Here is a 26370-nt window from a genome sequence, read left to right as displayed (position 1 = left end):
TCCACGAAGCCTTCCTCACCCTCGGATGCGCACTCATCTGCTGGCGGCGCCTGAAGTCATTCCGATAGGAGTTCTAAGTAGGGTCGCCAAGGTGATCGACGTTCCGGACGAACTGGCCGCCTCACAGCACAAGTACAACGGAGCGGCCGGTCGCGCCTTCATCAGCGCGCTCCCCGGGCGGGCGGCGGATTTCCTGGAGCGCTGGGAGCTGCGCCTCGACGGTCCCGCCCTGCACGGCGTGGCCGCCCTGGTCCTCCCCGTGCTGCGGGCCGACGGGTCCCCGGCCGTGCTCAAACTCCAGCTCCTCGACGAGGAGAGCGCGGGGGAACCGGTCGCGCTGCGCGTCTGGGCCGGCGCCGGGGCCGTACGCCTGCTCGCGCACGACGCGGCCACCTGCACCCTGCTGCTCGAACGGCTCGACCACACCAGGATGTTGACGTCCGTGCCGGACACGCGCGAGGCGGTCCTCGTCATCGCACGGCTGCTGGCCCGCCTGACCGCCGTACCGGCCCCGGTAGAACTGCGGCGGCTCGGGGGCATCGCGGCGGCGATGCTGGAGCAGGTGCCGTGGGCCCTGCGGCAGATCCCCGACCTGGCCGACCGCCGCCCGAGCCCGGTGACCGACTCCTGCACTGGGACCTCCATTACGACAACGTCCTCGCCTCCGACGACCGCGAGGGCTGGATCGCCATCGACCCCAAGCCTCTGGCGGGCGACCCCGGCTTCGATCTCCTGCCCGCGCTGGCCAACCGCTTCGAGCCCGACGAGATCCGCTGGCGCTTCGACGCGATGTCCGACGTCATGGGGCTGGACCGGGAGCGGGCCCGGGCGTGGAGCCTGGGCCGCGTCCTGCAGAACACTCTGTGGGAGATCGAGGACGGGCGCCCCTTGGAGGCGGGCCGGCTGGAGATCGGGCGACGGCTGCGCCGAAAGCGCCGTACGAGCCGTTGATCAGTTGTTGGAGCCCCCTGTCGGATTCGAACCGACGACCTTCGCTTTACAAGTGGGATCGAATCCTTGATCCTCCGTGCGGTGAGTTCCTAGACAGCTCCCACCACACCGGAGGCCTTCGCCACGTTCAAGACCCGACCAGTGTCAACAACGCTCGTGATCAATACACCTAGGCCGCGGTTTCTGTGATGAGGACGGCCGCGGTGACCGGGCCCGGGGTGTCAGTGGTGGCTGCGTCGGCTACGGCGGCCCGGACGGCGCGGGCTACTTCCAGTGGATGGTGTCCGGGGGCGACCGCGAGTTGGACCTCGATGTGTCGGCCGGGTGGATCGTCATGGTCCTCCACCTTGACCGGGCGGCTGCCCAGCACGGCGGTGAGGCGGGCGACGCCCGGAACACCCGTCGCGACGTCCGCCAGCTCCCCGACGGCCCCCCGCATGGATCCTGTTCCGGTCACCGGGGGCGAGCTTCGCGCGGCTGCAGCTTCCGGCGTGGGCCTCGTGGCCCTCGATGCGGTCCGCGACTTCACGCCTGTCTCCGGGCCCGTCTCCGGGCCCTCATGGAGATCCATGACGCGCAGGTCAGCTGTCATTGTGGCCAGGCCGAGCCGTTCAGCGGCCGCGTTGAGCAGCGTGCTCCTCAACTGGTCGGCGGTCTCCGGCAGCGGCTGCCCGAGGGATGCTGTGAAGGCGGCTTCGATCCTGAGCGGGCCAGGCGGTAGCGCGCTGGCCGGCGGACGGACGGCCGGCTCGGACACGGGCTCGAGCGGTGCCGACCCGATGCGCAGGGTCTCCAGCCGGACACCGGTAATCTCAGCGGCCGCGCGCGCGAGGGCCCGGACGGCCGCTTGCTCGGTGATCCATGTCCCGTCGTCGGGCCCGCCGAGCGGGAGCAGCCGGCCCAGGTCGAGCTGGTGCCGTACTGCCTGCGTCCATGCCTCGGTTTTCACCGGCCTCTCACCCCCTTTCTTCCATGGCCGCGGTCCTCTTCCTGCCGCACTGCGCCGGAGTGTCCGCGAGGGCTGCGGGCAGGGGTGCTCAGGCCACTCGGCTGACCATCCCGCCCCATGGTCCTTAATTCGGGCAAAACGTACTAAAACGAATATAATCTGAAAGGTGAGTGCCAGGTGGGCCTCTTAAGGGAGGAATATCCCGATGACTGAGAACACCGGCGTAAGGCACGGCGGTGCGCCCGGTTCTCGAGGCCGGACGACCATCGCCGATGTGGTGGTGGAGAAGATCGCCGGAATGGCGGCACGGGACGTGCGCGGCGTCTATGCCCTGGGCAGCGGATTCGCCCGCTCGATGGGATCCGTGCGGGAGCGGATGCCCGGCGCCGGTAGTGGCAAATCCGCCACGCGCGGGGTCAGTGTCGAGGTCGGAGAGCTGCAGGCGGCCATCGATCTGGAGATCGTCGTCGACTACGGCGTCTCGATCACGGACGTGGCCGGTGCGGTCCGGGAGAACGTCATCTCCGCAGTGGAGCGGATGGCGGGTCGGGAAGTCGTGGAAGTCAACATCACGGTCAGCGACGTGAAGCTGCCCGACGAGGAGGAGGAAGGGGAAGAGCGGCAGCGGATCCAGTAGCCGGGGCGGAGCAGCCCGCTTGAGTGAAGGAGCGCGTGATGAGCAGGGCCGTGGTGGGCTTGATGGCCGGAATGGCGCTGGGTTTCGCCGCGTATTTCGGTGACTTCTGGGCTTTCCTGCTGGTGCTGGTGCTGGGCGTCGTCGGTCTCGTGGTCGGGCGGTTCATGGAAGGTGATCTCGAACCGGGCGACTTCGTCCGCCGCCGAGACCGGCAGGAGCGGATCCGCGATGACCGGCGACAGACGCGGGGAGACTGGCGGCAGTGACCGGTGAAGCCGATCGGCGTCCGGGAGTTCCCCGCGGGGAGCGCGGTGCGACCACCGTCACCGACCGGGTCGTTGCGAAGATCGCTTCCCACGTGGCGCGCGAGGCGCTGAGCCGGTTCACCGAGTCGGCAGGCCACGTACCACCCGGCCGCCGGACGCCACACGTGACCACATCCGCGCGGCGGGCACCGGAGCGGAATACCGCAGGACGAGACGCCGAGTCGGCCGCCAGACGGCAGGCGGTGCTCGGCGAGGCACAGCTGCGCATCACCGTCGAACTCGGCTATCCGTCCGACATCGGGGCGCAGTGCGCCGCAGTGCGCCGGGAGGTCACCGAACGGCTCAGGACATGGGCCGGCATGGAGGTGTCCGACCTCGTGGTGTCGGTCGAGAGGCTGCACTCGGTGCATGCGCGGCACACGAACCAGGAGAGGGTGAGATGAGCGCGAACACCTGGCGGCAGCCGACCGGTGACAGCGACCTTCCCTCCGATTCCGGACAGGCAGCTCCGCACGCCGATGGCACCCCGGGGACGGGCGCGGGCGCGACGGCCGCGATCGATGAATCAGGCCGTTCGGCGCGCCGTTTCTGGTCTGCGCGGCGGATTCCCGCGGCCATGGTGGCCCTGCTGTCCGCCGCGGCCATTGGATTGCTCCTGTACGACGTGGTCTCGGTGCGGGCAGGCCGGTCTGCGATGCGCTGGCGGCGGCGGCTCGCTGAGGAACTGGCCACACGGCCCCTGGATGACATCTGGATGATCGTCGGGGCCGCACTGGCGATGGCCCTCGGCCTGTGGCTTTTCCTGCTGGCGGTGACGCCGGGTCTGCGCAGGCTGCTGCCCATGCGGCAGCCCACCGGTATCCCCGCGACAGAGGAGGTCCGCGCCGGGCTCGACCGCCGCGCGGCCGCCCTGGTTCTGCGCGACCGGGCCATGCAGGTGCCCGGTGTCCAGTCGGCACGGATCGCTGTCGGCCGCCGGAAGGTCAAAGCCCGGGCACGGGCACATTTCCGCGATCTCGAGGAGGTCCGCGCGGACCTGGACGCCACGCTGGGCGAAGCCGTGACGTTCTTGGGTCTCGCCCGGCAACCCAAGCTGACCGTGCACGTCCGGCGCCCGAAGAAGGGCTGAGGTGATCCTGATGCTCAAGACAGTGAACCGGGTGCTGCTGGGGCTTCTCGGCCTTGGATTGTTGGCCCTGGGCGGCGGCGTGCTGCTGGGCGGGCTGGATCTGCAGCGCCGCTGGGGTTTCGGCATGCCGGGTTGGTGGCCCTTCCGTGGGCCGGACGATGTGGTGCTGGGCGCCGAGGGACGCACCCGGTGGCGGGAAGAGGGCTGGTGGTGGCCGACCGTCATCGCGGTGCTCGCCGTGCTGCTGGCCCTGCTGCTGTGGTGGCTCCTTGCACAACGCAGACACCGCCTGGGCCAGGTCCTCGTCGACAGCGAAGACGGCACGGCGGCCCGACTCAACGGCCGCACGCTGGAGGACGTGATCGAGGAAGAGGCGCAGGCTCTGGACGGGGTCTCACGGGCTCATGTCCGGCTGACGGGCCGACGTACTGCTCCCACCGTACGCGTACGGCTGTTGCTGGAGCCTCACGCGGATCCAGCGCGGACTCTGGGGCGACTGAGCCGGGAAACACTCGCACACGCACGGGACTCGGCCGGCCTGGACCGCCTCCCGTCGAAGGTCCGACTCCGGGAAGTCCGCCACCGCGCCCAACGCACCGCCTAGAAATGGGCAGCGCCTGGGTGGAGACCAGCCGCGTTCTCACACGGGAGAACGGGCGAGTGGCTGCACCCCGCCAACGTCACACGCCGGTTCATAGAGTTGTTCGAAGAGATCGGCCTCCCGCCGATCCGGCTGCACGACCTGCGCCACGGAGCCGCGACACTCGCTCACGCGGCTGGGGCCGATCTGAAGGACATCCAGGAGATGCTCGGCCACTCCTCCATCACCATCACGGCCGACACGTACACGAGCCTGCTTCCGGAGACCGATCTGGCGATCGCCGAGGCCGCAGCCCGGATCGTCCCGCGAGCACGGCGGCCGCACGACGCCGGCGAGCCCGCGGTTGAGACGGGGCCCGACGACGTCGAGGAGGCCGGAGGCGAGCAGGTGCCGGAAGGTGCCGAAGAATCCGCAGCTGAGCCAGGTGCTGGTGACGCATCCGCTCACGCAAACGGCCCCGGACGAGGAGTCCAAGGCCGAACAGGGCGCCTCCCCGGGGAAGAAAACCCAGGTCAGCGCGGTATTGAGCGGGGTTGACCAGAGCCCCCTGTCGGATTCGAACCGACGACCTTCGCTTTACAAGAGCGGCGCTCTGACCAGCTGAGCTAAGGAGGCCTGCACGCGCGTGCCACGTACGTGCCCGTGCAGTGTACCCACGTCACAGCCGCGCCCTCTCGAAAATTTCCGCGAAGTTCACAGCGTCCCAGGTACTGACAGACCAGGTGAACGCCAGGTACCGTCCTGACCCAGTTCACCCGTGTGGACTACACCACCACCTTTACAACGGATCGTCCGGCACGTTCCTGCCGGTGAAGGGGGCCCTCACCATGGCCACTGTCTCGTTCGACAAGGCGACCCGGATCTACCCGGGCACCGAGAAGCCCGCCGTCGATGCTCTGGAGATCGACATCGAGGACGGCGAGTTCCTCGTCCTCGTCGGTCCCTCCGGCTGCGGCAAGTCCACCTCGCTCCGCATGCTCGCGGGGCTCGAGGACGTGAACGCCGGCGCCATCCGCATCGGTGACCGCGACGTCACGCACCTGCCGCCGAAGGACCGGGACATCGCGATGGTGTTCCAGAACTACGCGCTCTACCCGCACATGACGGTCGCCGACAACATGGGCTTCGCGCTCAAGATCGCCGGCGTCAACAAGGCCGAGATCCGCCAGAAGGTCGAGGACGCGGCGAAGATCCTCGACCTCAGCGACTACCTCGGCCGCAAGCCGAAGGCCCTCTCCGGCGGTCAGCGCCAGCGCGTCGCCATGGGCCGCGCCATCGTGCGTGAGCCCCAGGTCTTCCTCATGGACGAGCCGCTGTCCAACCTCGACGCCAAGCTCCGCGTCTCGACCCGTACGCAGATCGCGTCGCTGCAGCGCCGCCTCGGCATCACCACGGTGTACGTGACCCACGACCAGGTCGAGGCCATGACCATGGGCGACCGGGTGGCCGTGCTCAAGGATGGTCTGCTCCAGCAGGTCGACTCGCCGCGCAACATGTACGACCGCCCCGCGAACCTGTTCGTCGCCGGGTTCATCGGCTCCCCGGCCATGAACCTCGTCGAGGTCCCGATCACGGACGGCGGCGTGAAGTTCGGCAACAGCGTCGTGCCGGTGAACCGCGAGGCCCTGAAGGCCGCCGCGGACAAGGGCGACCGCACCGTCACGGTCGGCGTCCGCCCCGAGCACTTCGACATCGTCGAGCAGAGCGACGGCGCCGCGAAGTCCCTCGCCAAGGAGAGCGAGGACGCCCCGGCCGGCCTCGCCGTCACGGTGAACGTCGTCGAGGAACTCGGCGCCGACGGCTACGTCTACGGCAGCGCCAAGGTCGACGACAGGGTCACGGACCTGGTCGTCCGTGTCAGCGGCCGCGCGGTCCCGGACAAGGGCGCCACGCTGCACGTCGTGCCGCGGCCGGGCGAGACCCACGTGTTCTCGACCTCCACCGGCGAGCGCCTCTCCGACTGACACGCCTGACGCGCCTGGCGCTGCCGCGCCTCGCGCAAGTCGGGGGGACGGAAACCGCGACACGGTCGAATTCACCCAAGTTGACGAAGAGGGCCCCGCAGCGTGCTGCGGGGCCCTCTTCGTTGTCGACAAATACCCCGGCAGACCGGTCATTTCGATATGTGTGCGTCAACGCGTTACCCAAAATCCGGGGCTTTCTTGTCCCCCGAACCGGTGACTAAATGTCGCCAAATCATCACCCCGCGCTACCCTCACTCGCGTGAAGCACTCCACCACTAACCAGCGGACCCGGCTCGGCCGTGGCCCCGCCCGCCGGATCGGCCGCACCCTCGCCCTCGTTCTTCCTGTCGTCCTGGTGCTCTCCGGGACCCTCGCGGTCACCCGAGTCAACTGGTCGGGGAACCCCTCGGACTCGGTGCTCACCGCCTCCTCGACGGATGTCTCCTCCCGCGCCGCCTCCCGCGCCCCGCAGGACGTCCTGCGCGACCGACTCCTGCTGGAGCTCCAGGAGAAGAACCCGGGCGTCGCCCTCACCCACCTCCAGGAGGCGGTGAACGGCCGCCCGTCGCTCGCGAAGCACTGCGTCTCCATCGCCCGCGCCCTCGGCCGCGCCGCGGTCCGCGTGTACGGCCCGACGCGCGCCCAGTCCTTCGCGCGCCCCGTCTGCGACACATCCTTCGCATCGGGGGTCGCGGCCACACACCTCTGAGCCGTCACCTCTGAGCCGCCATCCGGGAACGGTTGCCGCCGGAAACCGCCGACGGGGCGCCACGTACAGTTCGGGCATGACCGATCCGAACGCCGCGTCGCGCCCCGTTCAAGCCGTTGTCCTGGCCGGTGGACAGGGCTCCCGGCTGCGTCCCTACACCGACGACCGGCCCAAGCCGATGGTCGAGATCCCGGGCACCGGGACCCCGATCATCGGCCATCAGCTGACGTGGCTCGCCGAAGAGGGCGTGACCGACGTCGTCGTGTCGTGCGGTCACCTCGCCGGCGTCCTCCAGAACTGGCTGGAGACGGCCGATCTGCCGGTCAACGTGACGACGGTCGTCGAGACGGAACCCCTCGGCCGGGGCGGCGGCCTCAAGTACGCGGCCGCGCACCTCCCCCACCCGGACCAGGCCTGGTACGCGACCAACGGCGACATCTGGACCCGTTTCTCGCTGCGCGACATGGCGGACTTCCACACCGAGCGCGACGCCGTCGCGACGCTCGCCCTCGCCCGCCCGCGCATCCCGTGGGGCGCCGTGCAGACGGACGGCTTCGGCCACATCACGGACTTCATCGAGGCCCCGCCGACCACGTACGAGATCAACGCGGGCGTCTACGTCTTCTCCCCCGAGTTCGCCGCCCTGCTCCCCGAGCGCGGCGACCACGAGCGCACCACGTTCCCGCACCTGGCCCGCGAACGCCGCCTGGCCGGCTTCCCGCTCCCGCAGGGCGCGTACTGGCGCGCCATCGACACCGCGAAGGACCTCACGGAGGCAGCCAAGGAGCTCGCGGCCCTGGGGCGTTGAGCGAGCTTGTCGACGGTACGACGACGGGGCCCCGCACCGTGTAGGTGCGGGGCCCCGTCGTCGTACCGTGTGCCGCCCTGGAGCCGGCTACCCCAGGAGACCGCCGACGAGCTGGTCCGAGCCGCCGGAGCCTGAGCCGGATCCGCCGGCGCCGCCGCTCGAACCGCCCGTGGAGCCGGTGCCGCCCGAAGCCGCGCCCCCGGATCCGGTGCCGCCGCTGGACGTCGGGCCCACGCTCGTGCTCGGGGCCTGCTCCACCGGTGCGGACTGCTGGGGCGGGGCCTGGCCGGCGCCGCCGCCCTGGGTCTGGGTGGGTCCGCTGGTGACCGTGCCGCCCGTCTCGCGGACCTCCTCGGGCGTGGTGGCCGGGTCCGACGGCGACGAGGAACTGCCCTGGGTGGGCGCCTCGGCGGAGGCCGACGGCGGGGTGGACTTCTGCCGGCTCTCGTCGGGCGTCTCGGGAAGCGCCGAGCCGGGCAGTTCGTTGCGCGGGGCCTCGCCGGGGCCGGGCACGACCACGCGGTCGGCGTCGCGGACGGCACCGCCGAGGAGCGAACCGACGAGCAGCGTGAGCCCGACGACGACGGTCGTGACGAGCGCGCCGCGGCGCAGTACGCGCCTCCGCAGCTCCCAGATGTCGACGCGCGGCCCGAGCGTGCGCCAGGCCTCGCCGGCGAGACGGCCGTCGGCGGAGTAGACGGGGGCGCCCGCGATGATCAGCGGGGACCAGGCGGCGAGGTAGATGATGTCGGGCGCGTCGTACGCGGGCACCGTCTTCCAGCTGACGGTGACGATGAGCGCGGCCGACAGCATCGCGCCGACGCCCGCGGCGACCCGCTGCCACAGGCCGAGCACGGTGAGGACGCCGACGATGACCTGGAGGAAGGCGATGACCAGCCCGGAGCCGACGGGGTGCTGGAGCGCGAACTGCCGCAGCGGCTCGGCGACGTCCCAGGGGTGCAGCGTGTTCAGCCACATCACCATGGAGCCGCGCTTGCCGCCGTCGAAGTAGAGGGGGTCGCAGAGCTTGCCCATGCCGGCGTAGATGGAGATGCACCCGAGGAAGACACGCAGGGGGAGCAGCACCACCCCGAGGTTCATGCGGCGGCCGGGGTAGTAGGCGTGGCGGACCGAGTCGGAGGCGTGCCGCCTGCTCGGCACATCACCTTCGTCGCCCTCGTCGCCCGCGTACTCGCCGCTCGCGTACTCGTCGGCCGCGAACTGGTCGTCCGCGTACCTCGGTTCGTCGTACGCGCTGTCCACGCTGCGCATGTTCGGCAGCAGACGGGTCTCGCCGGGAGCGTGGGTCCGCTGGCTGCCGACGAGGGGCGCCCCCACCGTGTCGACGGTCATGTCGCCGGTCGTGTCGGCGTCGTAGCCGTCGTGTTCGTCGATGCGTGGGATGACCTGGGTCGCGCCGGCGTCGCCCGCCGGGGCCGCGGCACCGTGGCGCAGGCTGGTGCTTCGCACGGCCTGCAGCAGCCGGTGGGCACCCGTGTCGTCCGGCGCGGACTTCCCGCTCCAGACGACGGGCGCGCGGCGGCGGCCGGCCGCGCCCGCTCTACCCGTCGTACCGACGACGGGGATCCGCGCGGTGTCGGCGGCACCACTCAAGTGCCGTGCGATGCGGGGGGATTGACTCCGCGTCGCAGCGCCCAGCTGCACGCGGAAGCTCGCATGATTGACGATGACCTGCGCCGGATCGCTCGGCACCTTCACCATGCTCAGCGCGGGAGCGTCGTCGAATCCCGACGAGCGGTCCCCCGTGGGTGTGCGGGGTGTTCTGGTGTCCACACTCATCTAACCGAATGACGTGTGTTTAGGACACTGCCTTGACCGCGTCGATCTGTCCGGACCGCGTCAAGGTCATCCAGAACGTCCGGAACACCCCACTGCGACGGATTTCAGGCCCGTCGCAGTGGGGTGTCGTGACGGATTTCAGGCCCGACGTCGAGCCGCCTCGTACAGCACAACTCCCGCCGCCACACCCGCGTTCAGCGACTCCGCGCCACCCGGCATCGGAATCCGCACCCGGTAGTCGCAGGTCTCCCCGACCAGCCGGGACAGGCCCTTGCCCTCGCTCCCGACGACGATGACAACGGGGCCTTCCAGTGCCGCCAGCTCGCCGACCTCGGCCTCGCCGTCCGCGGCGAGACCGACGACCACGATGCCCGCCTTCTTGTACGCCTCCAGGGCGCGCGTCAGGTTGGTGGCACGGGCGACGGGCGTACGGGCCGCGGCGCCGGCGGACGTCTTCCAGGCGCCGGCGGTCATACCGGCCGCGCGCCGCTCGGGCACGATGACACCGTGGCCGCCGAAGGCGGAGACGGACCGGACCACGGCACCGAGGTTGCGGGGGTCCGTGACGCCGTCCAGCGCGACGATCAGCGGATCCTGGCCCTCGTCGTACGCGGCGGCCACGAGGTCCTCCGGGTGCGCGTACTCGTACGGCGGGACCTGGAGGACGAGACCCTGGTGGTTGAGTCCGTTGGTCATGCGGTCGAGCTCGGGACGCGGGGCCTCCATCAGGTGGATGCCGCCGCGCTCCGCGACCAGCTGGAGCGCCTCGCGCACCCGCTCGTCGTTGTCGATGAACTGCTGCACGTACAGCGTCGTCGCGGGCACGCCCTCGCGCAGCGCCTCCACGACGGGGTTGCGGCCGACGACCATCTCGGACGTGCCCTTGCCGCCCCGGCCGCGCTGCACGGGACGGCGCACGGCCTGCTTCGCCTTGGCGTTGGCGACGCGGTTCTTCTTGTGCCCCTTGCGCATCTCGGCGGGCGGGGTCGGGCCCTTGCCTTCCAGGCCCCGGCGTCGCTGGCCGCCACTGCCGACCTGCGCGCCCTTCTTGCCGGACATGCGGCGGTTGTTAGCGGCCATGACCTACCTGTCTGTCTGTGTGAAGCGTGCGTATGTACGTATAAGCAGTGTGCCGCCCGGAGGCCCGGGCGGCACACTCAGGGAGCTGCTAGCGCGGCCCGAGCGTCCAGCGCGGCCCCTGCGGGCTGTCCTCGATGACAAGGCCGGACTGGTTGAGCTGGTCGCGGATGGCGTCGGCGGTGGCCCAGTCCTTGCGGGTCCGGGCGGCCTCCCGCTGGTCGAGGACCATGCGTACGAGGGTGTCGACGACCCCGTGCAGGTCTTCGCCGCGGTCCGCCTCACCGGCCCAGTGGGCGTCCAGCGGGTCGAGGCCGAGGACGCCGAGCATGGCCCGGACCTCGGCGAGGCGGGCGACGGCGGCTTCCTTGTCGTCGGCGGCGAGGGCGGAGTTCCCCTGCCGCACGGTCGTGTGCACGATGGCGAGGGCCTGCGGGACGCCCAGGTCGTCGTCCATGGCCTCGGCGAAGGCGGGCGGTACCTCGGCGGCGGGCTCGACGACTCCCCCGGCCTTCTCCATCACCCGCTGCACGAAGCCCTCGATGCGTGCGAACGCCGACTCGGCCTCGCGCAGCGCCTCTTCGCTGTACTCGATCATCGAGCGGTAGTGCGGGGTGCCGAGGTAGTAGCGGAGCACGATCGGCCGCCACTGCTTGACCATCTCGCTCACGAGCACCGAGTTCCCGAGCGACTTCGACATCTTCTCGCCGCTCATGGTGACCCAGGCGTTGTGCACCCAGTACTTGGCGAACTCGTCGCCGAAGGCCTTGGCCTGCGCGATCTCGTTCTCATGGTGCGGGAAGATGAGATCGAGCCCGCCGCCGTGAATGTCGAACGCGCTGCCCAAGTACTTGTGAGCCATGGCCGAGCACTCCAGGTGCCAGCCCGGACGCCCCCGCCCCCACGGCGTCTCCCAGGTCGGCTCGTCGGGCTTGGCGGCCTTCCACATGGCGAAGTCGCGCGGGTCCCGCTTGCCGGTCTCGCCCTCGCCGGAGGGCTGGAGCAGGTTGTCCAGTTCCTGGTTGGACAGCTGCAGATACCCGTCGTACGAGCGCACGTCGAAGTAGACGTTGCCGTCGGCCTCGTACGCGTGACCGCGCTCGATGAGGCCGCGCATCATCTCGACCATCTCGGTGATGTGCCCGGTGGCACGCGGCTCGTACGTCGGCGGCAGGCAACCGAGCACGTCGTAACCGTCGTTGAACGCGCGCTCGTTCTCGTACCCGATCGCCCACCAAGGGCGGTCCTGATCGGCCGACTTGGTGATGATCTTGTCGTCGATGTCCGTCACGTTCCGGATGAACGTCACGTCATATCCGCGGTACTCGAACCAGCGGCGCATGATGTCGAAGTTGAGGCCCGACCGGATGTGCCCGATGTGCGGTGCGGCCTGCACGGTGGCACCACACAGGTAGATCGAGACACAACCCGGCTTGAGCGGGGAGAAGTCACGGATCTGCCGGGCACTGGTGTCGTACAGGCGAATAGTCACCACTCCAGGGTAGTGGCCCCCGGGTAGTGCCCCGCGACCCTTCCGACGCAAGGCACACGTATTCGTGACATACGGGGGCCGAAGGTTTTCAGCGCATACGCGGCGGCAGCCTTTCCGCTCGGGCGAAGGCGGGGGTCCAGGGGGCGCAGCGCCCCTGGCGGGGGTTTGGGGGCGGAGCCCCCAAGGGCTCCCTCACCCCACCCGCACCACCAACGCCGTAGCCACCGCCATCAGCCCTTCCCCCCGCCCCGGAAACCCAAGACCGTCCGTGGTGGCCCCGGAGACCGACACCGGCGCCCCCACCGCCTCCGACAGAATCTTCTGCGCCTCGTCCCGCCGCTTTCCGATCTTCGGCCGAGGCCCGACGACCTGAACCGCGACGTTACCGACGGCAAACCCCGCCGCACGCACGATCCGCGCGGCCTCCGTCAACAGCGCGACCCCCGACGCCCCGGCCCACTCGGGCCGCCCCGTGCCGAAGTGAGCGCCGAGGTCCCCCAGCCCCGCCGCCGAGAACAGCGCGTTGCACGCCGCGTGCGCGACGACGTCCGCGTCGGAGTGCCCGGCGAGCCCCGGCCCCTCCCCCTCCCACAGCAGCCCGGCACACCACAGCTCCCGCCCGTCCTCGAAGGCGTGAATGTCGGTACCGATACCCACCTGCGGCAGCGGAGGCGTCGGCAGAGGTGCGTCAGAAGCCATCGTTCGCCCTCCTGCGCGCGAGAACCGCCTCGGCAAGGACGAGGTCGAGCGGCCGGGTCACCTTGAAGGCCTCCTCGTGCCCCGGCACGACCACGACCCGCGCCCCGAGCTGCTCGACCATGCTCGCGTCGTCGGTCACGTTGTCGGTGACGGTCTCGTGGGCCCGTACGAGGGTCGCGCGGTCAAAGCCCTGCGGCGTCTGCACGGCACGCAACCGGGCCCGCTCGGGCGTGGCCACGACCGGCTCGGGCGCACCCGGAACGCTCGCCGGCTCGACCTGCTTGACGGTGTCCGCGAGGGGCAGCGCCGGTACGACGGCCGGGGCGCCGTCGCGTACGGCCTCGATGACCGCGTCGACCGTGTCCACCGGCACCAGCGGCCGGGCCGCGTCGTGCACCAGCACGATGTCGATGCCGGGCGGCAGCGCGTCGAGCCCGTACTTCACGGACTCCTGGCGGCTGTCCCCGCCGGGGACGACCAGGAAGTCGGTGCGCTCGGGCAGCGCGTGGGCGTCGAGCAGGGTCTTCACCTCGGCGGCGCCGTCGGGCGGGGCCACGACGACGACCAGCGAGACGGCACGGGACGCGGCCATGGCGTGCACCGCGTGGATGAGCATGGGCGTGCCATTCAGCGCGCGGAGCGCCTTGGGGGCGCCCGGACCGAGGCGCACGCCCCGTCCGGCGGCCGGAATCACGGCCGCAGTGCGCACCCCGGACAGCGAAGAGCGTGAATCGTCAGACATCGGTTCCTGTCAGGTTTGTGTGCTCGACCTACGTGGGTATGGCCTGGGCGTGCCCCCTGCTCGAGCGCAGTCGAGAGCTTGGGGGTGTGCCGGGCGCGAGCCCTGACCGGACCCTTCCGTGACATCCGGTCGAGCAAGCCGCCCGGGCCCGGCACGCAAAGTATCGGGGACGCAGGTTCCCGAATGGGTGCGGGTACGAAGATTCGGATTGAGCGCCGGTGTGAAGTGTGAACATCCGGGAAATCCGAAGAGGGCGCGGGTACGAACATGCCGCAGCGCCCGGCGACGGCAATTGCATCATCAGCATCAGCAATTACGTCATCGGGCACCGCGGCATTCATTGCGCAGCTGCGTGGGCTGGTGCGTACGTCAAGACGACTGCTGTCTCGGCGACGACTCCCGCTCCCGCGTCAGGACGCGAGAACCTCGTCGAGCAGGGCCTCGGCCTTGTCCTCGTTCGTATTCTCCGCGAGGGCGAGCTCACTCACCAGGATCTGCCGGGCCTTGGCAAGCATCCGCTTCTCACCGGCGGAGAGTCCGCGCTCGCGCTCACGACGCCACAGGTCACGTACGACTTCCGCGACCTTGATGACATCGCCGGAGGCGAGCTTCTCCAGATTTGCCTTGTAACGACGCGACCAGTTCGTGGGCTCCTCGGCGTACGGCGCGCGCAGCACCTCGAAGACCCGGTCCAGCCCGTCCTGACCGACCACATCACGCACGCCGACGAACTCCGCATTGTCCGCTGGCACACGCACCGTCAGGTCGCCCTGGGCGACCTTCAGCACCAAGTAGGTCTTGTCCACGCCTTTGATCTGGCGAGTTTCGATGGCCTCGATCAGCGCGGCCCCGTGATGGGGATAGACCACGGTGTCGCCAACCTTGAACGTCATGTGACAGGTACCCCTTCCGTGGCTATCCAGGGTAACACGGAAACGGCGGCTTCTGAATGGCGTTTTCGCAGGTCAGGGCATATCTCGGGGCTTGACAACCGCAACAGGAACGTGCTGCGGAAGGCGAGCGGAGGAGGGTATTCGCAGGTGGGAGCGGCTGTCCAGGGCAGGAGAAACGCGTACGTTACACACACCGCAAGTTCCTGACCAGGGTCTGAACATCCTGGTTTGTCCGCACCCAAGAGCTCGACTTCCGCTACTCCGTTCGGCGCCTGGAGCCGGGTACGAGACGAATCCGGAATTGATCACGGTCGGCGAGTCTCCTGTCGGCGAGTCCTCCGTCGGCGATCTTGCCGAAGATCCGTTTGATCGATTTTCGGGACCCGCCATGGATTCCCTGGATTCCTTACGGAAAACCGCAAGCGGAGTTCATGGGCACTTATGTGAATGGCGAACGAGTAGCCGATGACGTGTAGCCGATGGGGCGGCCCGAACCACTGTCCCGAACCGCGGCCCCGAACATGGTCCGAATGACGCGCCGGTCGGGGCGTACGGGCGGCGCGACGGGGCCTGAGGGAGCCAAGGGGCGGGTCGGGTGCGGTGGCACGGGAACGGCTCGGTAACCTAAAGCCGCTGACAGACCCTTAGGACGGCTTTACACAGAAGCCGTCCTGCTTCGCCCACGTTCAAGGAGTTGCCGCAGCCGTGAGCAGCAGCCTTCGACGCGGCGCTCTCGCCGCCGCCGCCATCGCGTTCTCGATCGCCTCGCTCGCCGCGTGCGGCGCCGGCAACAACGCACAGACGCTGGAGATCAAGCCGGACAACGCCGCGACCAGCGTCGGCAACATCGCGATCCAGAACGCCCTCGTCATCACCCAGCCCGACACCGAGTCCGCGGGCCCGGCGGTGATCTCCGCGACGCTGTTCAACAACGGCACCACCGACCAGACCCTGGACACGATCAGCGTCGAGGGCGACGGCAGCGCCGAGATCACGCCCGCCGAGGGGAAGGGCAAGCTGACCATCCCGGCCGGCGGCTCCGTCATCCTCGGCGGCGAGAACAACGCCTCCGCCGCGCTGACCGACCCCGGTGAGTCCGTCAAGGACGGCAACGCCCAGAAGGTCACCTTCAGCTTCAGCGAGACCGGTGACGTGAGCCTGCGCGCGTTCGTCGTCCCGGCCGAGAGCTACTTCTCCAAGTGGGGACCGAGCGAGATCCCGGCGGCGCCGGGAGCGACCGCCTCCACGTCGCCGGAGTCGTCGGCCTCGGCGTCCGAGTCGGGCACGCCGAACGGCGAGGCGTCGTCGAACGCGACCGCCACGGCAACGGCCACGGACACCGCCACTGACGCCGCCGGCACGGGGACGGCCTCGGAGTCGGCTTCCGAACACTGACCGACCACGCACGAAGGGCGGGACCCCGAGGGGTGCCGCCCTTTGCCGTAGGTACGTCCTACTCAGTGTCGGTTTACGGCTCGAACTTGTAGCCGAGGCCTCGAACGGTCACCAGATACCTGGGCGCTCCCGGGTCCGGCTCGATCTTCGCGCGCAGGCGCTTGACGTGGACGTCGAGGGTCTTGGTGTCGCCGACGTAGTCGGCGCCCCACACCCGGTCGATGAGCTGCATGCGGGTGAGGACGCGGCCCGCGTTGCGCAGCAGCATCTCCAGCAGGTCGAACTCCTTCAGGGGGAGGTCGACCTTGGAGCCGGACACGGTGACCACGTGGCGGTCGACGTCCATCCGGACCGGACCGGCCTCGAGGGCGGCCGGAGTGACCTCCTCGGGCTCCCCACGACGGCGCAGGACGGCCCGGATACGGGCGACCAGCTCGCGCGAGGAGAACGGCTTGGTGACGTAGTCATCGGCTCCTATTTCGAGGCCCACGACCTTGTCGATCTCGCTGTCCTTGGCGGTGACCATGATCACCGGGACGTTGGAGCGGCCGCGCAGCTGGCGGCAGACCTCCGTGCCGGGCAGCCCCGGCAGCATCAGGTCGAGGAGGACGAGGTCGGCGCCGTTGCGCTCGAACTCGTCGAGTCCGTCGGGCCCGGTGGTCGCGATGGCGACCTCGAAGCCCTCCTTGCGGAGCATGTACGACAGGGCGTCGGAGAAGGACTCCTCGTCCTCGACGACGAGCACACGGGTCACGGAAGGACCTCCGGGGCAGGAAGCGGTTCATACGGGGATGTGACGGTGGTCGTCCCGTCGGGCTGCTCGGTCTCGTCCTCTTCGTCGAGTCCGGGCATGTGGTGGTCGGTCACGCGGTCGCGGGCCATGGCCGCCTCGGGCAGCCGCAGAGTGAAGGTGGAGCCCTGTCCCTCGGAGCTCCACACCGTGACCTCCCCGCTGTGCGAGGCGGCCACGTGCTTGACGATCGCGAGACCGAGGCCCGTACCGCCCGTTTGGCGGGAGCGGGCCGGGTCGACGCGGTAGAAGCGCTCGAAGACGCGCTCTCGGTCCTTCTCGGAGATGCCGATGCCCTGGTCGGTCACGGCGACCTCGATGAGGTCTCCGCCGGGCGCGGTCACCCGGCGCGCGGCTATGCCCACCCGGGTTCGGGCGGGTGAGTAGTTGACGGCGTTCTCGACGAGGTTGCCGAGGGCGGCGGCCAGCTGGCCCCGGTTCCCCCAGATACTCAGGTCGGCGGTGCCACCCGCGGCCATGGTGATCTGCTTGGTGCCGGCCTGATGGCGGCACCGGTCGATGGCTTCGGCGACCAGCTCGTCCACACGTACGGGCTCGGCGTCCTCGAGGGGATCGTCGTTCTGCACTCGCGACAGGTCGATGAGCTCCTGTACGAGGTTGGTGAGCCGGGTGGCCTCTATCTGCATGCGCCCGGCGAAGCGCTCGACGGCCTCGGGGTCGTCGGAGGCGTCCATGACAGCTTCGGAGAGAAGGGAGAGCGCGCCGACGGGAGTCTTGAGCTCGTGGCTGACGTTCGCGACGAAGTCGCGCCGTACGGCCTCTATGCGGCGGGCCTCCGTCAGGTCCTCCACCAGGAGAAGCACGAGCCGGGAGCCGAGGGGCGCCACGCGTGCGGAGACGGCGAGGGCCTCCCCCCGTCCGGTCCCCCTCCTCGGGAGATCGAGCTCCACCTGGCGTATCTCCCCGTCCCGACGGGTGTCACGCGCCATCTGAAGCATCGGCTCGACGGCGAGCTTGCCGCCGCGCACCAGCCCGAGGGCGTACGCGGCGGAGCTGGCCTTGACCACGGCGTCGGCCTCGTCGAGTACGACGGCCGAGGACCGGAGTACGGAGAGAACCGTGTCGACGCCCGGCGGAAGCACCGGGTCGGTATGCAGAGAGGTGCGGGTGGGGCGTTTCTGGTCGCGCTCGCTCCAGCGGAACGCCAGCATGGCGATGACACCGGTAAGTACTCCGGCGATCGCTGCCGCTGCGGCGACTGCCGCGTTCACGTCCATGCCCCCAGGTTAGGCATGTCGCCACGCCAGGCCACAGCCATCGAGGTGCGAGCTCGAACACTCGTCGCCCAGAGTTCACCTAGGAGCTAGAGTTGGTTCATTTGGGGTGACGGAAACGGACGCGTACGACCCCGACCTTGGGAGCGTGGGGTTAACGGGCCCGGCCCGGCGGTAGAGGCAGCCCAGCCCCCAGACCCCCAAACTGACGTATGAGAGGGACAACCAGATGCGTGACGCGTACCACGAGGAACTTGACTCGATCGGCGAGGGCCTGGTCGAGATGGCCCGGCTCGTCGGGTCGGCGATCGGACGCGCCACGACGGCCATCCTCGACGCCGACCTGAAGCTGGCCGAGAGCGTGATCGCGGCCGACGACAAGGTCGACGACCTTCAGCACGAGCTGGAGGCCCGGGCGATAGCTCTGCTGGCCCGCCAGCAGCCGGTCGCGACGGACCTCCGCATAGTCGTCACCTCGCTCCGTATGTCCGCCGACCTGGAGCGCTCCGGCGACCTGGCCCAGCACGTGGCGAAGCTGGCCCGGCTGCGCTTCCCCGAGCGCGCGGTCCCGCAGGACCTGCACGCCACGATCCTGGAGATGGGCCAGCTCGCCCAGCGCCTGATGGCCAAGGCGGCCGAGGTCGTCATCACCAAGGACGTCGACCTCGCCCTCCAGCTGGAGCAGGACGACGACGAGATGGACCTCCTGCACCGCACGCTCTTCCAGCACCTGCTGGACGACCGCTGGGAGCACGGCATAGAGACGGCTGTCGACGTCACCCTCCTCGGCCGCTACTACGAGCGCTTCGCCGACCACGCGGTGTCCGTCGCCAAGCGCGTCGTGTACCTGGTGACGGGCGAGCACGCGGACGAGCTCCAGCAGGACATCCAGCCGGTGACGGGAGTGGAGGGGGCCTGACCTCTCCACTCCGGGAGCGCACGCGAACCTCAATGCGCCGTTGATGCGCCGTTGATGAGCCCGGCGGGGCGGGCATGCAATGGGAGGCAGGCACCAGCCTCGATGCCTCATTGCCGCTTCTTGCCTCTTCGAGGCCTCATTGAGGGAGGACCTCATGGCCGATTCCCCCGCCACGCCCGACCCGACCCGGGACCGCGACACCGAACAGCCCGCCGAGGTCAAGAGCCTCCCCCTGTTCGGCGCCTGCGGCTGCGGCTCCGGCTGCCAGTGCGGATGCCAGTCCGGCAATCCGTGTCAGTGCGGCTGATCACGTACGTACGCGCAGAAGGGCCCCGTCACCTGACGGGGCCCTTCTGCTTACGTTCGCCCCCTACCGCCGTGCAGGCGCAGCATGGAAGAGAAGGAAGGAGGAGGAAGAAAGAGAAGGAGTGGAAGCGAGGGAGCGGGCAAGCACACTCGAAAAGGGAGGTACGAGGCCATGGCTCAGTACATGGACGTACACCACGGGATGACCGGCATCACGGCCGACCAACTACGAGCAGCCCACAAGGCCGACCTCGCCATAGAGAAGGACGAGGGCGTGCACTTCGAGAGGGCATGGGCGGACCCGAAGTCCGGCACCGTCTACTGCCTCTCCGACGCCCCGTCGGCCGAAGCGGTCCAGCGCATCCACGAACGCGCCGGCCACAAGGCGGACGAGATCCATCCGGTACCGCTGTCGATCTGACACCGTTCCTCTGGACTGAGCGGGCGTGCGTCCGCTCAGCCGCACGCCCCGAACGGTCTTGGGCGCTCCCCCACTGCCTCAAGGGCGTGGGAGGTGCCCCAGGGCCCGGGAGGCCGGTTCCCTCCGCGATCTGGCCACATGTCTCCGAACCCTGTCCGGCGACCGCGAATACTTATGCCTGACCGAGAATTCAAAAGACAACCCGCTTGAATCTTCGCCGTACCGGGCCCGGTACGGTTGGATTAATTAATAGAGCCCTCGTTAACGCTTTCGCGTATTACGCTCACTCATTTGGCGCGCATCCGGAGGAGGGGGGCAGCGTTAGCGGAATATGACGAAAGTAAGGCTTCCTGGCTCGCCCCACTCCCGAGTCGCAGCGGAGAATCTGCTCGTGCCCCGTGCTGTGACAGCGGGGCGCTACACCTACACGCCTGCCGCGGCGTACTCATCACCTGACGCCTGCGGCACCTTGCACGGAGGCGGTGCGCGGGTCGAGCTGTGGGCCACCGAGTCGCTGCTCAGTGAGTTTCTGACGCTGCTGGACGCGGCCCAGGAGGAACTCAGCCGGCGGTGGAACGACCAAGGACGCTCCGGCTGCCACGCTTCCCGTACGTGACGGAGGGGCGGATTCCCGTGAATGACGACTACCCGGATCTCTCCTTCACACAAGATGAACGGTATCCCGATACATATCCCCCCGGGTCACGTACCGGCCGGCACAGGAGCCCTGTCGACACCATGCACTCGGGGGCCTCCCTGGATCAGGGCTGGGACCCGGTCGAGGAACTCACGTATCTCCTGCAGGATGCCGCGGCGGCGGAGCAGGCGGGTGTCGTGCCGCCACCTCGCAGCGAGCCGTCATCCGGTGTCGTCCTGACCGGCGACCCGATGGAAAACCTGGCACAGATCACTGCCGAACTGCCGCCCATCCGACGCTCTTCCGCCGGACATCGGAAGGTGAGAGTCCGCAAACTCCGCTTCACGTGGTTGCAGACCGTCAGCTTTGTGATCGCCGCGCTCTCTGCCGTCATCGTGTCGATAGTGAGCGTCTTCGGCGGCATGGTGGCCTACGCACCGCTGCAGCGCATCGCGTCCGGTACGCAGAGCGGCACGCTTCCCTGGTGGCCTCTCCTGGTCTACGGCCCCTGGATGGTGGCCTCGCTCTCCATCCTGCGGACGGCCCTGCACCAACGCCGCGCTCTGCACTCGTGGTTCGTCGTCCTGCTGTTCTCCTCCATGGCGATGATGCTCTGCGTGGCCGAGGCCGACAGGACCTTCACCGGCATCGCCGCAGCAGCCCTACCCGCCCTCGCGTCCCTGGCCTGCTTCCAGCAACTGGTCAGGCAAATCACCCTGACCCGGCCACCACGCCAGAGCATGTCCCGCCACCGGCAGCGCCCCTGCCCCGCACCTCCGGAGCCCTCTGCGTCCAAGAGCGATTCGTCCACCCCGAAAACGGCTCGCTCCTGATTACTGACGGCCAGAGACATCCCCGGCACGACCAACACGCCCCCTACCCACGGTGGAACCGCGGGTAGGGGGCGTGATCGCTCTTCTCGCTTCTTCTTGCGTCGGCCACTGTTGAGCGGCCTCGGACGGCCCACAGACGGCCCGGCGGGGATCAAATCCGTGAGTCCATGAAGGCCGGCAGCCTGCGCACGGGTATGAGTGCCAAGTAGTTGAGCAACCGGGGGGGCAAGTGAGTGGACTTGCGGACCAACTACCGACACTTCTTGGGGTAGTTGTCGGCGGCGTGATGTCGTACGCCGCTGGAGCCATGACTGAGCGAAGTCGGTGGCGTAGACAGCAGGCAACGCGCTGGGACGAGCGTCTGCTTCAGGCTTACAGCGACTACGGTCATGCGGTGAAGGAGTGCGCCAACTACTACCTGCGACTGGCCGCCGGCCGCAACCTGACCGATCACCCGGCACCCCTTGAATCAACCAACGGTGCGCTGGAAGAAGCAGCAACCGCCGAGCGCCGACGATCAGCCATGGTGGAACCCATGAGATTGCTCGCCGACGCAGATACCGCTGATGCGGTGCGAGCACTCAACCGGTGCCTCTGGCACCTCGAATGGCTGGCTCGCGGGCAGATGCCGGGAGACACCACAACTTGGGCCGAAGCTTTCGGCGACTACAGGTCTGCGCGGGCCGCGTTCTACGAGCAGGCCCGGCAGGGTCTGGGGGTCGCCGAGATGACATCTCTACAGGAAGTGCCCTGGCCCCCGAACTGGCGGCCGGTACGGCCACCTTCTGATCCGTAGCTCTGAATGTGGATCGGCCTGGGGAGGTCATAGCGGTCGCTACGAAGGTTCTGGAGGGCGCTGCAGTACATGGGCGGTTGCCCCGGCGAGCGTCTGCGAGGTTGTTGGGAGATCAGGGGTCGGGTTGGGTATCGCCCAGAATCTTCTGGGCGCCGAGTAACTGGCCTTCCTTCCCGGCATCACCGTCCTCGACCTGGACCTGGCGGCCGCCCTGGCCCTCGCCCGGCAGAAGACCTGGGCCGCGGCGCACAGCCAGTACACGGCGCAGCCCACCCAGGACCGTCCCGACGGCGCGATCATCGCCACCACCGCCCCGCACCGGTGGACCGGCGAACCGGTCCGCGTACGGGACCTCACCCCCTGATCACAGCAGCGGCGCGCGTGCTGTAACGCCGCGTGCCCCGGGGCTGGACACACCTGAGGGGCCGGCACATCGTGCCGGCCCCTCAGGTTTCAGTAGCGGGGACAGGATTTGAACCTGCGACCTCTGGGTTATGAGCCCAGCGAGCTACCGAGCTGCTCCACCCCGCGTCGTATTGCTCCATCTTACGCCAACTATCCCGACCCCGAGACCATGATCGACAGCCTTCCGCGAGGTGTCGGCGGTCGTGGCTGCCGCTTCCTCACCGACGGCCGGGCCGTGAGTCCGCCCTGGCCGGTCCGCAGGGCCGCCATGCTGGCCAGATGCGAGGCTCTGAGGCAGTTCTGCCACCGTTGGGAGCCGAGTGGTCCGGGTGTGACGCTGTGGCAGGAGCGCGCTGCCGCCACAGCCGACTGGCAGGAGTAGCCCCGAGCCACCGGTCGAGCGTGGAGCCGACCGCCCCTGCCACAGAGGGTTTTCTCCCACCTTCTGCCCGCTGCACGTAGCGCGCCGACGGGCGCGGCCAGTCGGGGCGCAGACAGGAGGCAGGCCGCGCCGCAGAGGGACGGCCCAGGCCCACCCAAAAGCCCCCTACCAGCGGAGAACCCGCCGGTAGGGGGCTTGATCAGTCCGTCTTACTTCTTCTTGCCCTGGGTCTTGTCGGGGATCTTGGTGAGCTTTCTTTTTCGCTGGTCAGGGGAGTTCTCGTGCGTACCTGAGGGGTCGTCATTGGTCGTTGTTGGTTGCCGCCGACTGGCGTCGGACGGCCCAGGGACGGCCCAGCTTCGATCAGTTCGCGGTCTGCTGGTCGGCTGATGGCGGGCATCTTCGATACGGCCCGTCTGAGCCTCAGCCGACGACAGTCAGCCACGACGGCGGGTCAGCCGACTGACCAGGCGCGCGTATGTCTCGCTGCACCCCTACCGGCCTCAGCCACGTTACTGGTGTCGTCGACCAGAGCAAGTCGCGACGGCCGACCCGTGACGACGGTTTCGGAGCCCTCGCCTTGGGTCGGCTTGGCCTGCGGCGAAGCGGCGCTGGCACCCAGTGGGCCGCCGACTGCATCTCCGTGTTTCCCATGGTTACCCGCGGGATCTGGCATAGGTCGGACATGCCCCCTGCTGAACCTTGATCCTTTTTGGTTTTACCTACCTTGCGACCACCAAAGCGGCACAATGCATCCTGCCAGCACGCACAAACCGCACAGCGGAGGAAACATGGACGTCAGCCCCACTGGTCAAGGAAACCGAATTTTTGTGAGCTACGCACATCTTGATGACGAGCTGCTTAACCAGGCAGTAGAGCACTTCACCAAAGACTTGCGGAGCTTCTATGTCGCCAAGACGGGCGGCGCGCTTGAGATTTTCTTTGACCGAGAAAGCATCGGCTGGGGATCAGATTGGAGGCGCAGAATCGACTCCGAGCTGCGAGGGGCCTCCATTTTCATGCCCATCATCACGATGCAATACTTCAATCGCCCCGCCTGCCGCGAAGAATTGAACGCTTTTCACGGAACCGCGGAACTACTGGGAGCCGGATACCTGATTCTCCCTATCGTAATCCTCGGGGCGAGCGGCATTACCTCGGATAGCCAAATGCCTGAAGTGCGACTGATCGAGTCCCTGCAATTCGAAAACCTGGAAGAAGCTTTTTTGGCTGGCCGTGGGACCAGAGAATGGAGGGAGGCGCTTTCGAGAATCACCGACAAGCTTGTTAGCGTCATCTCGCGCGCAGAGAAAAGCCTTGCAGACGTCGAAGTCGGTGGATCTACCTCTGAGGCGGCGGGCAGCGACGAAGACTTTGACCTTTTTCAACACTTTGACGAATTGAATCAGATCGGAGAACGCCTTACGCCCGAAATGGAGGAGGCCACGCAAGATCTAACTACGTGGTGCACGATCGTTCAGGATGAAATGAAAAAGTTCGGCGTCACTTCGCCAGCGGTTTTGCGGGCACAATCGGTGACAATGGCGAAGGCCGTAGAAGAGCCGTCTCTGAAGCTTCAGAGTAGCGCCGCCACCCTCGCGCAGTCAGTCACCAGCGCAGATGCTCTACTGCGCTCGATGGTAGGCCAACTGGTTGGCGTCAACACTTCACACGGTGCCGAGATCGCAGAAAAGATCATCGGGGATATCACTCAAGGCTCCTCGGACCTTCAAGCCTTCGTGGACGGACTGGCAGAAATTCTGGAGATGTTGAAGACCATGGAAATTATGAGCGTTCCATTGAGGAAGGCAATCAAGCCAGGGAGGATCGGGTTCACTAAGTTGCAGGATGCGATTAAGACGGTTGACGGGTGGCGAAGTTTGTCTGTCCGCTGATGCATTACCCCTTGGCTTCGCGCCGCTCTTTGAACTTATCAAACTGTGCCGAGTAGACGTACAGGTAGTCCATCAACGCTTCTGCGAGTGCAAGGGCATCGGCGGCATCATCTTGAGTCACGAGCTTGTCGCTATAGTGTGCGCCTTCGTTTCCTAGCATTCGGAGAGCTTGACTCCATTCCAGAAGGCGCCCGTCGATCTTGCCGCTTTCTTTCAGCTCTTCCAGCATACGCATCAGCGGCGATCGCCTACTAACGCCTTGATTGATACATACTCCTTCCAATGTTCGACGCACCATGACAACGGTAGCCGTATACGCCTTAACTGAAAAGCAACGATGGGCTTCCTCATGCTGTCGTCTCAGTGATTCAGGGATGAGCCAACTGAGCACTCTTTGGGTGTTGGGCCAAACTGTGACTGAGTCCCCATCCCAGCCGTTCCCATAGTCCTCTTCCAAGGCGAGAAGGCCATCTCCGCATTTAAGGCATCGTGCGAGTTGAAGAAGAGTTGGAAGTCCTTTTTCTTGATTTCTCTCGATCAGCGTTCCTTCCACCACCGCCATGACCACTTGATCACAGGTACCGCACGTGGCAAGGATGTTGATTCCAACGCGGTCGGATGCTTCTGCCATAAGGACATCGTAAGGAGTTGACCGCAACCGAACCGGTGTTCTCGCAGATTAGGGTCCACAGAGGCCCCAGCCACGACGTACCCCTTCTCTGGCAACAGGTGGCGGATTGCTGTGCGCGCGGCACGGGTGCCGGCCGGGCTGGAGCGGGGCGGAGACAGGAGCGCAGGCCCGGCCGGGGGCCGGGCCGCGCGCGGGGAGCGGAGCGAGCCGCCTTGAACCGGTAGAGAAAGTTGTAACTCAGTACTTGGTGCAGGGCTTGAAGTCGTATGCGCAGGTTGGAAGTTCAAGGCTTCGCCGGTGCGCCAGGGGTAGGAAGAGCGCTGGTCGGGCTGTCCAAGTGATGCGTGTGCCGCCTTGGTTGATCGTGACCGTGCAGGGTTCCGAGCACAGGAGAGCCCTTCTCGTCTCGATGCGGCCCTCGTACAGCCAGTCCCAGGCTTCGTCGGAGGCTCTGGGGTCCAGGGCTGGCGTGATGGTGCGCAGTGCGATCGCTATCCAGCGGTCTGCTTGTCCGGCCGAGTGGGCATCGAAGGAGCCGCGGAAGGTCGACTGTCGTGCCTTGGTGAGGTCTTCGGTCCAGCATTCGCACCAGAAGCCGCGGGTGTATCCGTTCACGAGGCGGCTCCCTGCGGGTAGGCCACGAGGACGTAGCGCGTGTTCTCGTCGTGCAGGGTGAGTTGGTAGGCCGTGCCCGTTGTCAGGTAGGCGAGGGCTCGTTCGTGCTCGGTCTCGTTCCGCAGCCAGTAGCGGCCCGGCTGGGCGTATGCCATGTCGAGCTGGTCCGTGACGTTCCTCGCGCGCTCTCGAAGCCATCGCACCGCGAGGCGGGGGCTCGTCGCATCGTGCGATCCCAAGAGGACCGAATTGGTCTCGTGCAGCGGATAGGCCGCGGCCCAGCAGCGGTACGTGCCGTCCTGGCCTGCCGCGGTTAACTGATCGTTTCAGAATGAGGTTCGGAGTCGTCTCAAGCAGATGATGCTGCAGGCGAGTTGGAGTAGGCCGAGGTGG

At 67.9% G+C, this 26370-nt stretch carries 29 protein-coding genes, 2 tRNA genes and 2 pseudogenes; 19 read left to right on the top strand and 14 right to left on the bottom strand.

All coding sequences use genetic code 11. The features are described 5' to 3' along the window. Positions 1 to 25: 25 nt before the first annotated feature. Positions 26 to 951, top strand: a pseudogene (locus ACX28W_RS41145) (aminoglycoside phosphotransferase family protein). Positions 952 to 1120: 169 nt separating this feature from the next. Here the strand turns inward: ACX28W_RS41145 and ACX28W_RS41140 are convergent. Further along, on the bottom strand, positions 1121 to 1900 hold the full coding sequence (locus ACX28W_RS41140; RefSeq protein WP_459005237.1) for a hypothetical protein: 780 nt from the start codon (positions 1898 to 1900) through the stop codon (positions 1121 to 1123). Between the two features lie 205 nt (positions 1901 to 2105). Between ACX28W_RS41140 and ACX28W_RS41135 the strand changes: the two genes are divergently transcribed. From ACX28W_RS41135 to ACX28W_RS41110, 6 genes are all read left to right on the top strand, one after another. After that, positions 2106 to 2537 carry an Asp23/Gls24 family envelope stress response protein gene (locus tag ACX28W_RS41135; RefSeq protein WP_459005236.1) on the top strand — a complete coding sequence of 144 codons (432 nt, stop codon included), beginning with the start codon at positions 2106 to 2108 and terminating at the stop codon, positions 2535 to 2537. Between the two features lie 38 nt (positions 2538 to 2575). After that, entirely contained in the window at positions 2576 to 2803 is a 228-nt protein-coding gene (locus ACX28W_RS41130) for a hypothetical protein (protein ID WP_459005235.1), read from the top strand. After that, the gene (locus ACX28W_RS41125; protein WP_459005234.1) at positions 2800 to 3246 is read left to right on the top strand and encodes an Asp23/Gls24 family envelope stress response protein; all 447 of its coding nucleotides are present in this window, start codon (positions 2800 to 2802) and stop codon (positions 3244 to 3246) included. Before ACX28W_RS41130 ends, ACX28W_RS41125 begins: the two co-directional genes overlap by 4 nt. Further along, positions 3243 to 3932 (top strand): DUF6286 domain-containing protein, encoded by a 690-nt coding sequence (locus ACX28W_RS41120; protein ID WP_459005233.1) that lies wholly within the window; start codon positions 3243 to 3245, stop codon positions 3930 to 3932. Before ACX28W_RS41125 ends, ACX28W_RS41120 begins: the two co-directional genes overlap by 4 nt. 10 nt (positions 3933 to 3942) lie before the next feature. Further along, positions 3943 to 4536 (top strand): alkaline shock response membrane anchor protein AmaP, encoded by a 594-nt coding sequence (gene amaP, locus ACX28W_RS41115; RefSeq protein WP_459005232.1) that lies wholly within the window; start codon positions 3943 to 3945, stop codon positions 4534 to 4536. Between the two features lie 96 nt (positions 4537 to 4632). Next, positions 4633 to 5070: a tyrosine-type recombinase/integrase gene (locus ACX28W_RS41110; protein ID WP_459005231.1), complete on the top strand. Its 438-nt coding sequence runs from the start codon at positions 4633 to 4635 to the stop codon at positions 5068 to 5070. A 4-nt stretch (positions 5071 to 5074) separates the two neighbouring features. On the opposite strand, the gene ACX28W_RS41105 is transcribed toward ACX28W_RS41110, so the two are convergent. Further along, positions 5075 to 5148, bottom strand: a tRNA-Thr gene (locus ACX28W_RS41105). Between the two features lie 212 nt (positions 5149 to 5360). On the opposite strand from ACX28W_RS41105, the gene ACX28W_RS41100 reads away from it, so the two are divergent. The 3 genes from ACX28W_RS41100 (at position 5361) to ACX28W_RS41090 (ending at position 8014) form a co-directional block, all read left to right on the top strand. After that, on the top strand, positions 5361 to 6497 hold the full coding sequence (locus ACX28W_RS41100; RefSeq protein ID WP_459005230.1) for an ABC transporter ATP-binding protein: 1137 nt from the start codon (positions 5361 to 5363) through the stop codon (positions 6495 to 6497). Positions 6498 to 6756: 259 nt separating this feature from the next. After that, complete coding sequence (locus ACX28W_RS41095; protein WP_459005229.1) at positions 6757 to 7206, top strand: hypothetical protein; 450 nt, start codon at positions 6757 to 6759, stop codon at positions 7204 to 7206. A gap of 76 nt (positions 7207 to 7282) precedes the next feature. After that, complete coding sequence (locus tag ACX28W_RS41090) at positions 7283 to 8014, top strand: nucleotidyltransferase family protein (protein ID WP_459005228.1); 732 nt, start codon at positions 7283 to 7285, stop codon at positions 8012 to 8014. Positions 8015 to 8101: 87 nt separating this feature from the next. On the opposite strand, the gene ACX28W_RS41085 is transcribed toward ACX28W_RS41090, so the two are convergent. From ACX28W_RS41085 to ACX28W_RS41060, 6 genes are all read right to left on the bottom strand, one after another. Continuing rightward, on the bottom strand, positions 8102 to 9808 hold the full coding sequence (locus tag ACX28W_RS41085) for a DoxX family protein (RefSeq protein ID WP_459005238.1): 1707 nt from the start codon (positions 9806 to 9808) through the stop codon (positions 8102 to 8104). 144 nt (positions 9809 to 9952) lie between these two features. Next, the gene (rlmB, locus tag ACX28W_RS41080) at positions 9953 to 10894 is read right to left on the bottom strand and encodes a 23S rRNA (guanosine(2251)-2'-O)-methyltransferase RlmB (RefSeq protein WP_459005227.1); all 942 of its coding nucleotides are present in this window, start codon (positions 10892 to 10894) and stop codon (positions 9953 to 9955) included. An 88-nt stretch (positions 10895 to 10982) separates the two neighbouring features. Beyond that, on the bottom strand, positions 10983 to 12383 hold the full coding sequence (gene cysS / locus ACX28W_RS41075) for a cysteine--tRNA ligase (protein ID WP_459005226.1): 1401 nt from the start codon (positions 12381 to 12383) through the stop codon (positions 10983 to 10985). A 192-nt stretch (positions 12384 to 12575) separates the two neighbouring features. Then, a complete protein-coding gene (gene ispF, locus ACX28W_RS41070; protein WP_459005225.1) occupies positions 12576 to 13082 on the bottom strand; it encodes a 2-C-methyl-D-erythritol 2,4-cyclodiphosphate synthase in 507 nt (168 codons plus the stop codon). Then, positions 13072 to 13824 carry a 2-C-methyl-D-erythritol 4-phosphate cytidylyltransferase gene (ispD, locus tag ACX28W_RS41065; RefSeq protein WP_459005224.1) on the bottom strand — a complete coding sequence of 251 codons (753 nt, stop codon included), beginning with the start codon at positions 13822 to 13824 and terminating at the stop codon, positions 13072 to 13074. Before ispD ends, ispF begins: the two co-directional genes overlap by 11 nt. Positions 13825 to 14234: 410 nt before the next feature. Then, on the bottom strand, positions 14235 to 14717 hold the full coding sequence (locus ACX28W_RS41060; RefSeq protein WP_003953493.1) for a CarD family transcriptional regulator: 483 nt from the start codon (positions 14715 to 14717) through the stop codon (positions 14235 to 14237). A 705-nt stretch (positions 14718 to 15422) separates the two neighbouring features. Between ACX28W_RS41060 and ACX28W_RS41055 the strand changes: the two genes are divergently transcribed. After that, the gene (locus ACX28W_RS41055) at positions 15423 to 16112 is read left to right on the top strand and encodes a copper chaperone PCu(A)C (RefSeq protein WP_459005223.1); all 690 of its coding nucleotides are present in this window, start codon (positions 15423 to 15425) and stop codon (positions 16110 to 16112) included. Positions 16113 to 16185: 73 nt separating this feature from the next. Here ACX28W_RS41055 and ACX28W_RS41050 read toward each other — a convergent pair whose 3' ends face one another. After that, positions 16186 to 16866 carry a response regulator transcription factor gene (locus tag ACX28W_RS41050; RefSeq protein ID WP_009340348.1) on the bottom strand — a complete coding sequence of 227 codons (681 nt, stop codon included), beginning with the start codon at positions 16864 to 16866 and terminating at the stop codon, positions 16186 to 16188. Continuing rightward, positions 16863 to 18140 (bottom strand): sensor histidine kinase, encoded by a 1278-nt coding sequence (locus ACX28W_RS41045; RefSeq protein WP_459005222.1) that lies wholly within the window; start codon positions 18138 to 18140, stop codon positions 16863 to 16865. Before ACX28W_RS41045 ends, ACX28W_RS41050 begins: the two co-directional genes overlap by 4 nt. Before the next feature lie 226 nt (positions 18141 to 18366). Between ACX28W_RS41045 and phoU the strand changes: the two genes are divergently transcribed. The 7 genes and pseudogenes from phoU to ACX28W_RS41010 all read left to right on the top strand — a co-directional run. Next, the gene (phoU, locus tag ACX28W_RS41040; RefSeq protein WP_459005221.1) at positions 18367 to 19056 is read left to right on the top strand and encodes a phosphate signaling complex protein PhoU; all 690 of its coding nucleotides are present in this window, start codon (positions 18367 to 18369) and stop codon (positions 19054 to 19056) included. A 154-nt stretch (positions 19057 to 19210) separates the two neighbouring features. After that, entirely contained in the window at positions 19211 to 19363 is a 153-nt protein-coding gene (locus tag ACX28W_RS41035) for a hypothetical protein (protein WP_362067222.1), read from the top strand. A 171-nt stretch (positions 19364 to 19534) separates the two neighbouring features. Then, entirely contained in the window at positions 19535 to 19783 is a 249-nt protein-coding gene (locus ACX28W_RS41030; RefSeq protein ID WP_459005220.1) for an SCO4226 family nickel-binding protein, read from the top strand. Positions 19784 to 20174: 391 nt separating this feature from the next. Next, a complete protein-coding gene (locus tag ACX28W_RS41025) occupies positions 20175 to 20399 on the top strand; it encodes a hypothetical protein (protein WP_459005219.1) in 225 nt (74 codons plus the stop codon). Between the two features lie 122 nt (positions 20400 to 20521). Next, a complete protein-coding gene (locus tag ACX28W_RS41020; RefSeq protein WP_459005218.1) occupies positions 20522 to 21253 on the top strand; it encodes a DUF2637 domain-containing protein in 732 nt (243 codons plus the stop codon). A gap of 307 nt (positions 21254 to 21560) precedes the next feature. Then, a complete protein-coding gene (locus tag ACX28W_RS41015; protein ID WP_459005217.1) occupies positions 21561 to 22049 on the top strand; it encodes a hypothetical protein in 489 nt (162 codons plus the stop codon). Between the two features lie 160 nt (positions 22050 to 22209). Continuing rightward, positions 22210 to 22413: pseudogene (locus ACX28W_RS41010) on the top strand (hypothetical protein); the annotation flags it as partial. Positions 22414 to 22506: 93 nt separating this feature from the next. Here ACX28W_RS41010 and ACX28W_RS41005 read toward each other — a convergent pair. Beyond that, a tRNA-Met gene (locus tag ACX28W_RS41005) sits at positions 22507 to 22580 on the bottom strand. Positions 22581 to 23627: 1047 nt separating this feature from the next. On the opposite strand from ACX28W_RS41005, the gene ACX28W_RS41000 reads away from it, so the two are divergent. Next, positions 23628 to 24731 carry a TIR domain-containing protein gene (locus tag ACX28W_RS41000; protein ID WP_459005216.1) on the top strand — a complete coding sequence of 368 codons (1104 nt, stop codon included), beginning with the start codon at positions 23628 to 23630 and terminating at the stop codon, positions 24729 to 24731. Positions 24732 to 24735: 4 nt separating this feature from the next. On the opposite strand, the gene ACX28W_RS40995 is transcribed toward ACX28W_RS41000, so the two are convergent. The 3 genes from ACX28W_RS40995 to ACX28W_RS40985 form a co-directional block, all read right to left on the bottom strand. Next, entirely contained in the window at positions 24736 to 25362 is a 627-nt protein-coding gene (locus ACX28W_RS40995; protein ID WP_459005215.1) for a DUF4145 domain-containing protein, read from the bottom strand. 237 nt (positions 25363 to 25599) lie between these two features. Further along, on the bottom strand, positions 25600 to 25977 hold the full coding sequence (locus tag ACX28W_RS40990; RefSeq protein ID WP_459005214.1) for a hypothetical protein: 378 nt from the start codon (positions 25975 to 25977) through the stop codon (positions 25600 to 25602). Next, positions 25974 to 26132 (bottom strand): hypothetical protein, encoded by a 159-nt coding sequence (locus ACX28W_RS40985; RefSeq protein ID WP_459005213.1) that lies wholly within the window; start codon positions 26130 to 26132, stop codon positions 25974 to 25976. The genes ACX28W_RS40990 and ACX28W_RS40985 overlap by 4 nt, the downstream gene beginning before the upstream one ends. Positions 26133 to 26370 lie beyond the last annotated feature (238 nt).

It is taken from the genome of Streptomyces sp. SD15 (genome assembly GCF_054462255.1).
Note: the sequence above shows the minus strand (reverse complement) of the source record. Positions and strands in the feature narration are given on the sequence as shown.

What these genes read in the sequence shown, in the direction of transcription:
- ACX28W_RS41100 (WP_459005230.1), top strand. Translation starts at nt 5,361, where the DNA reads ATGGCCACTGTCTCGTTCGACAAGGCGACCCGGATCTACCCGGGCACC.
- ACX28W_RS41130 (WP_459005235.1), top strand. Translation starts at nt 2,576, where the DNA reads ATGAGCAGGGCCGTGGTGGGCTTGATGGCCGGAATGGCGCTGGGTTTC.
- ACX28W_RS41030 (WP_459005220.1), top strand. Translation starts at nt 19,535, where the DNA reads ATGGCTCAGTACATGGACGTACACCACGGGATGACCGGCATCACGGCC.
- ispF (WP_459005225.1), bottom strand. Translation starts at nt 13,082, where the DNA reads ATGGCTTCTGACGCACCTCTGCCGACGCCTCCGCTGCCGCAGGTGGGT.
- ACX28W_RS41020 (WP_459005218.1), top strand. Translation starts at nt 20,522, where the DNA reads ATGCACTCGGGGGCCTCCCTGGATCAGGGCTGGGACCCGGTCGAGGAA.
- ACX28W_RS41060 (WP_003953493.1), bottom strand. Translation starts at nt 14,717, where the DNA reads ATGACGTTCAAGGTTGGCGACACCGTGGTCTATCCCCATCACGGGGCC.
- ACX28W_RS40985 (WP_459005213.1), bottom strand. Translation starts at nt 26,132, where the DNA reads ATGGCATACGCCCAGCCGGGCCGCTACTGGCTGCGGAACGAGACCGAG.
- ACX28W_RS41135 (WP_459005236.1), top strand. Translation starts at nt 2,106, where the DNA reads ATGACTGAGAACACCGGCGTAAGGCACGGCGGTGCGCCCGGTTCTCGA.
- ispD (WP_459005224.1), bottom strand. Translation starts at nt 13,824, where the DNA reads ATGTCTGACGATTCACGCTCTTCGCTGTCCGGGGTGCGCACTGCGGCC.
- rlmB (WP_459005227.1), bottom strand. Translation starts at nt 10,894, where the DNA reads ATGGCCGCTAACAACCGCCGCATGTCCGGCAAGAAGGGCGCGCAGGTC.
- amaP (WP_459005232.1), top strand. Translation starts at nt 3,943, where the DNA reads ATGCTCAAGACAGTGAACCGGGTGCTGCTGGGGCTTCTCGGCCTTGGA.
- ACX28W_RS40995 (WP_459005215.1), bottom strand. Translation starts at nt 25,362, where the DNA reads ATGGCAGAAGCATCCGACCGCGTTGGAATCAACATCCTTGCCACGTGC.
- ACX28W_RS41090 (WP_459005228.1), top strand. Translation starts at nt 7,283, where the DNA reads ATGACCGATCCGAACGCCGCGTCGCGCCCCGTTCAAGCCGTTGTCCTG.
- ACX28W_RS41000 (WP_459005216.1), top strand. Translation starts at nt 23,628, where the DNA reads ATGGACGTCAGCCCCACTGGTCAAGGAAACCGAATTTTTGTGAGCTAC.
- ACX28W_RS41120 (WP_459005233.1), top strand. Translation starts at nt 3,243, where the DNA reads ATGAGCGCGAACACCTGGCGGCAGCCGACCGGTGACAGCGACCTTCCC.
- ACX28W_RS41045 (WP_459005222.1), bottom strand. Translation starts at nt 18,140, where the DNA reads ATGGACGTGAACGCGGCAGTCGCCGCAGCGGCAGCGATCGCCGGAGTA.
- ACX28W_RS41035 (WP_362067222.1), top strand. Translation starts at nt 19,211, where the DNA reads ATGGCCGATTCCCCCGCCACGCCCGACCCGACCCGGGACCGCGACACC.
- phoU (WP_459005221.1), top strand. Translation starts at nt 18,367, where the DNA reads ATGCGTGACGCGTACCACGAGGAACTTGACTCGATCGGCGAGGGCCTG.
- ACX28W_RS41015 (WP_459005217.1), top strand. Translation starts at nt 21,561, where the DNA reads ATGACTGAGCGAAGTCGGTGGCGTAGACAGCAGGCAACGCGCTGGGAC.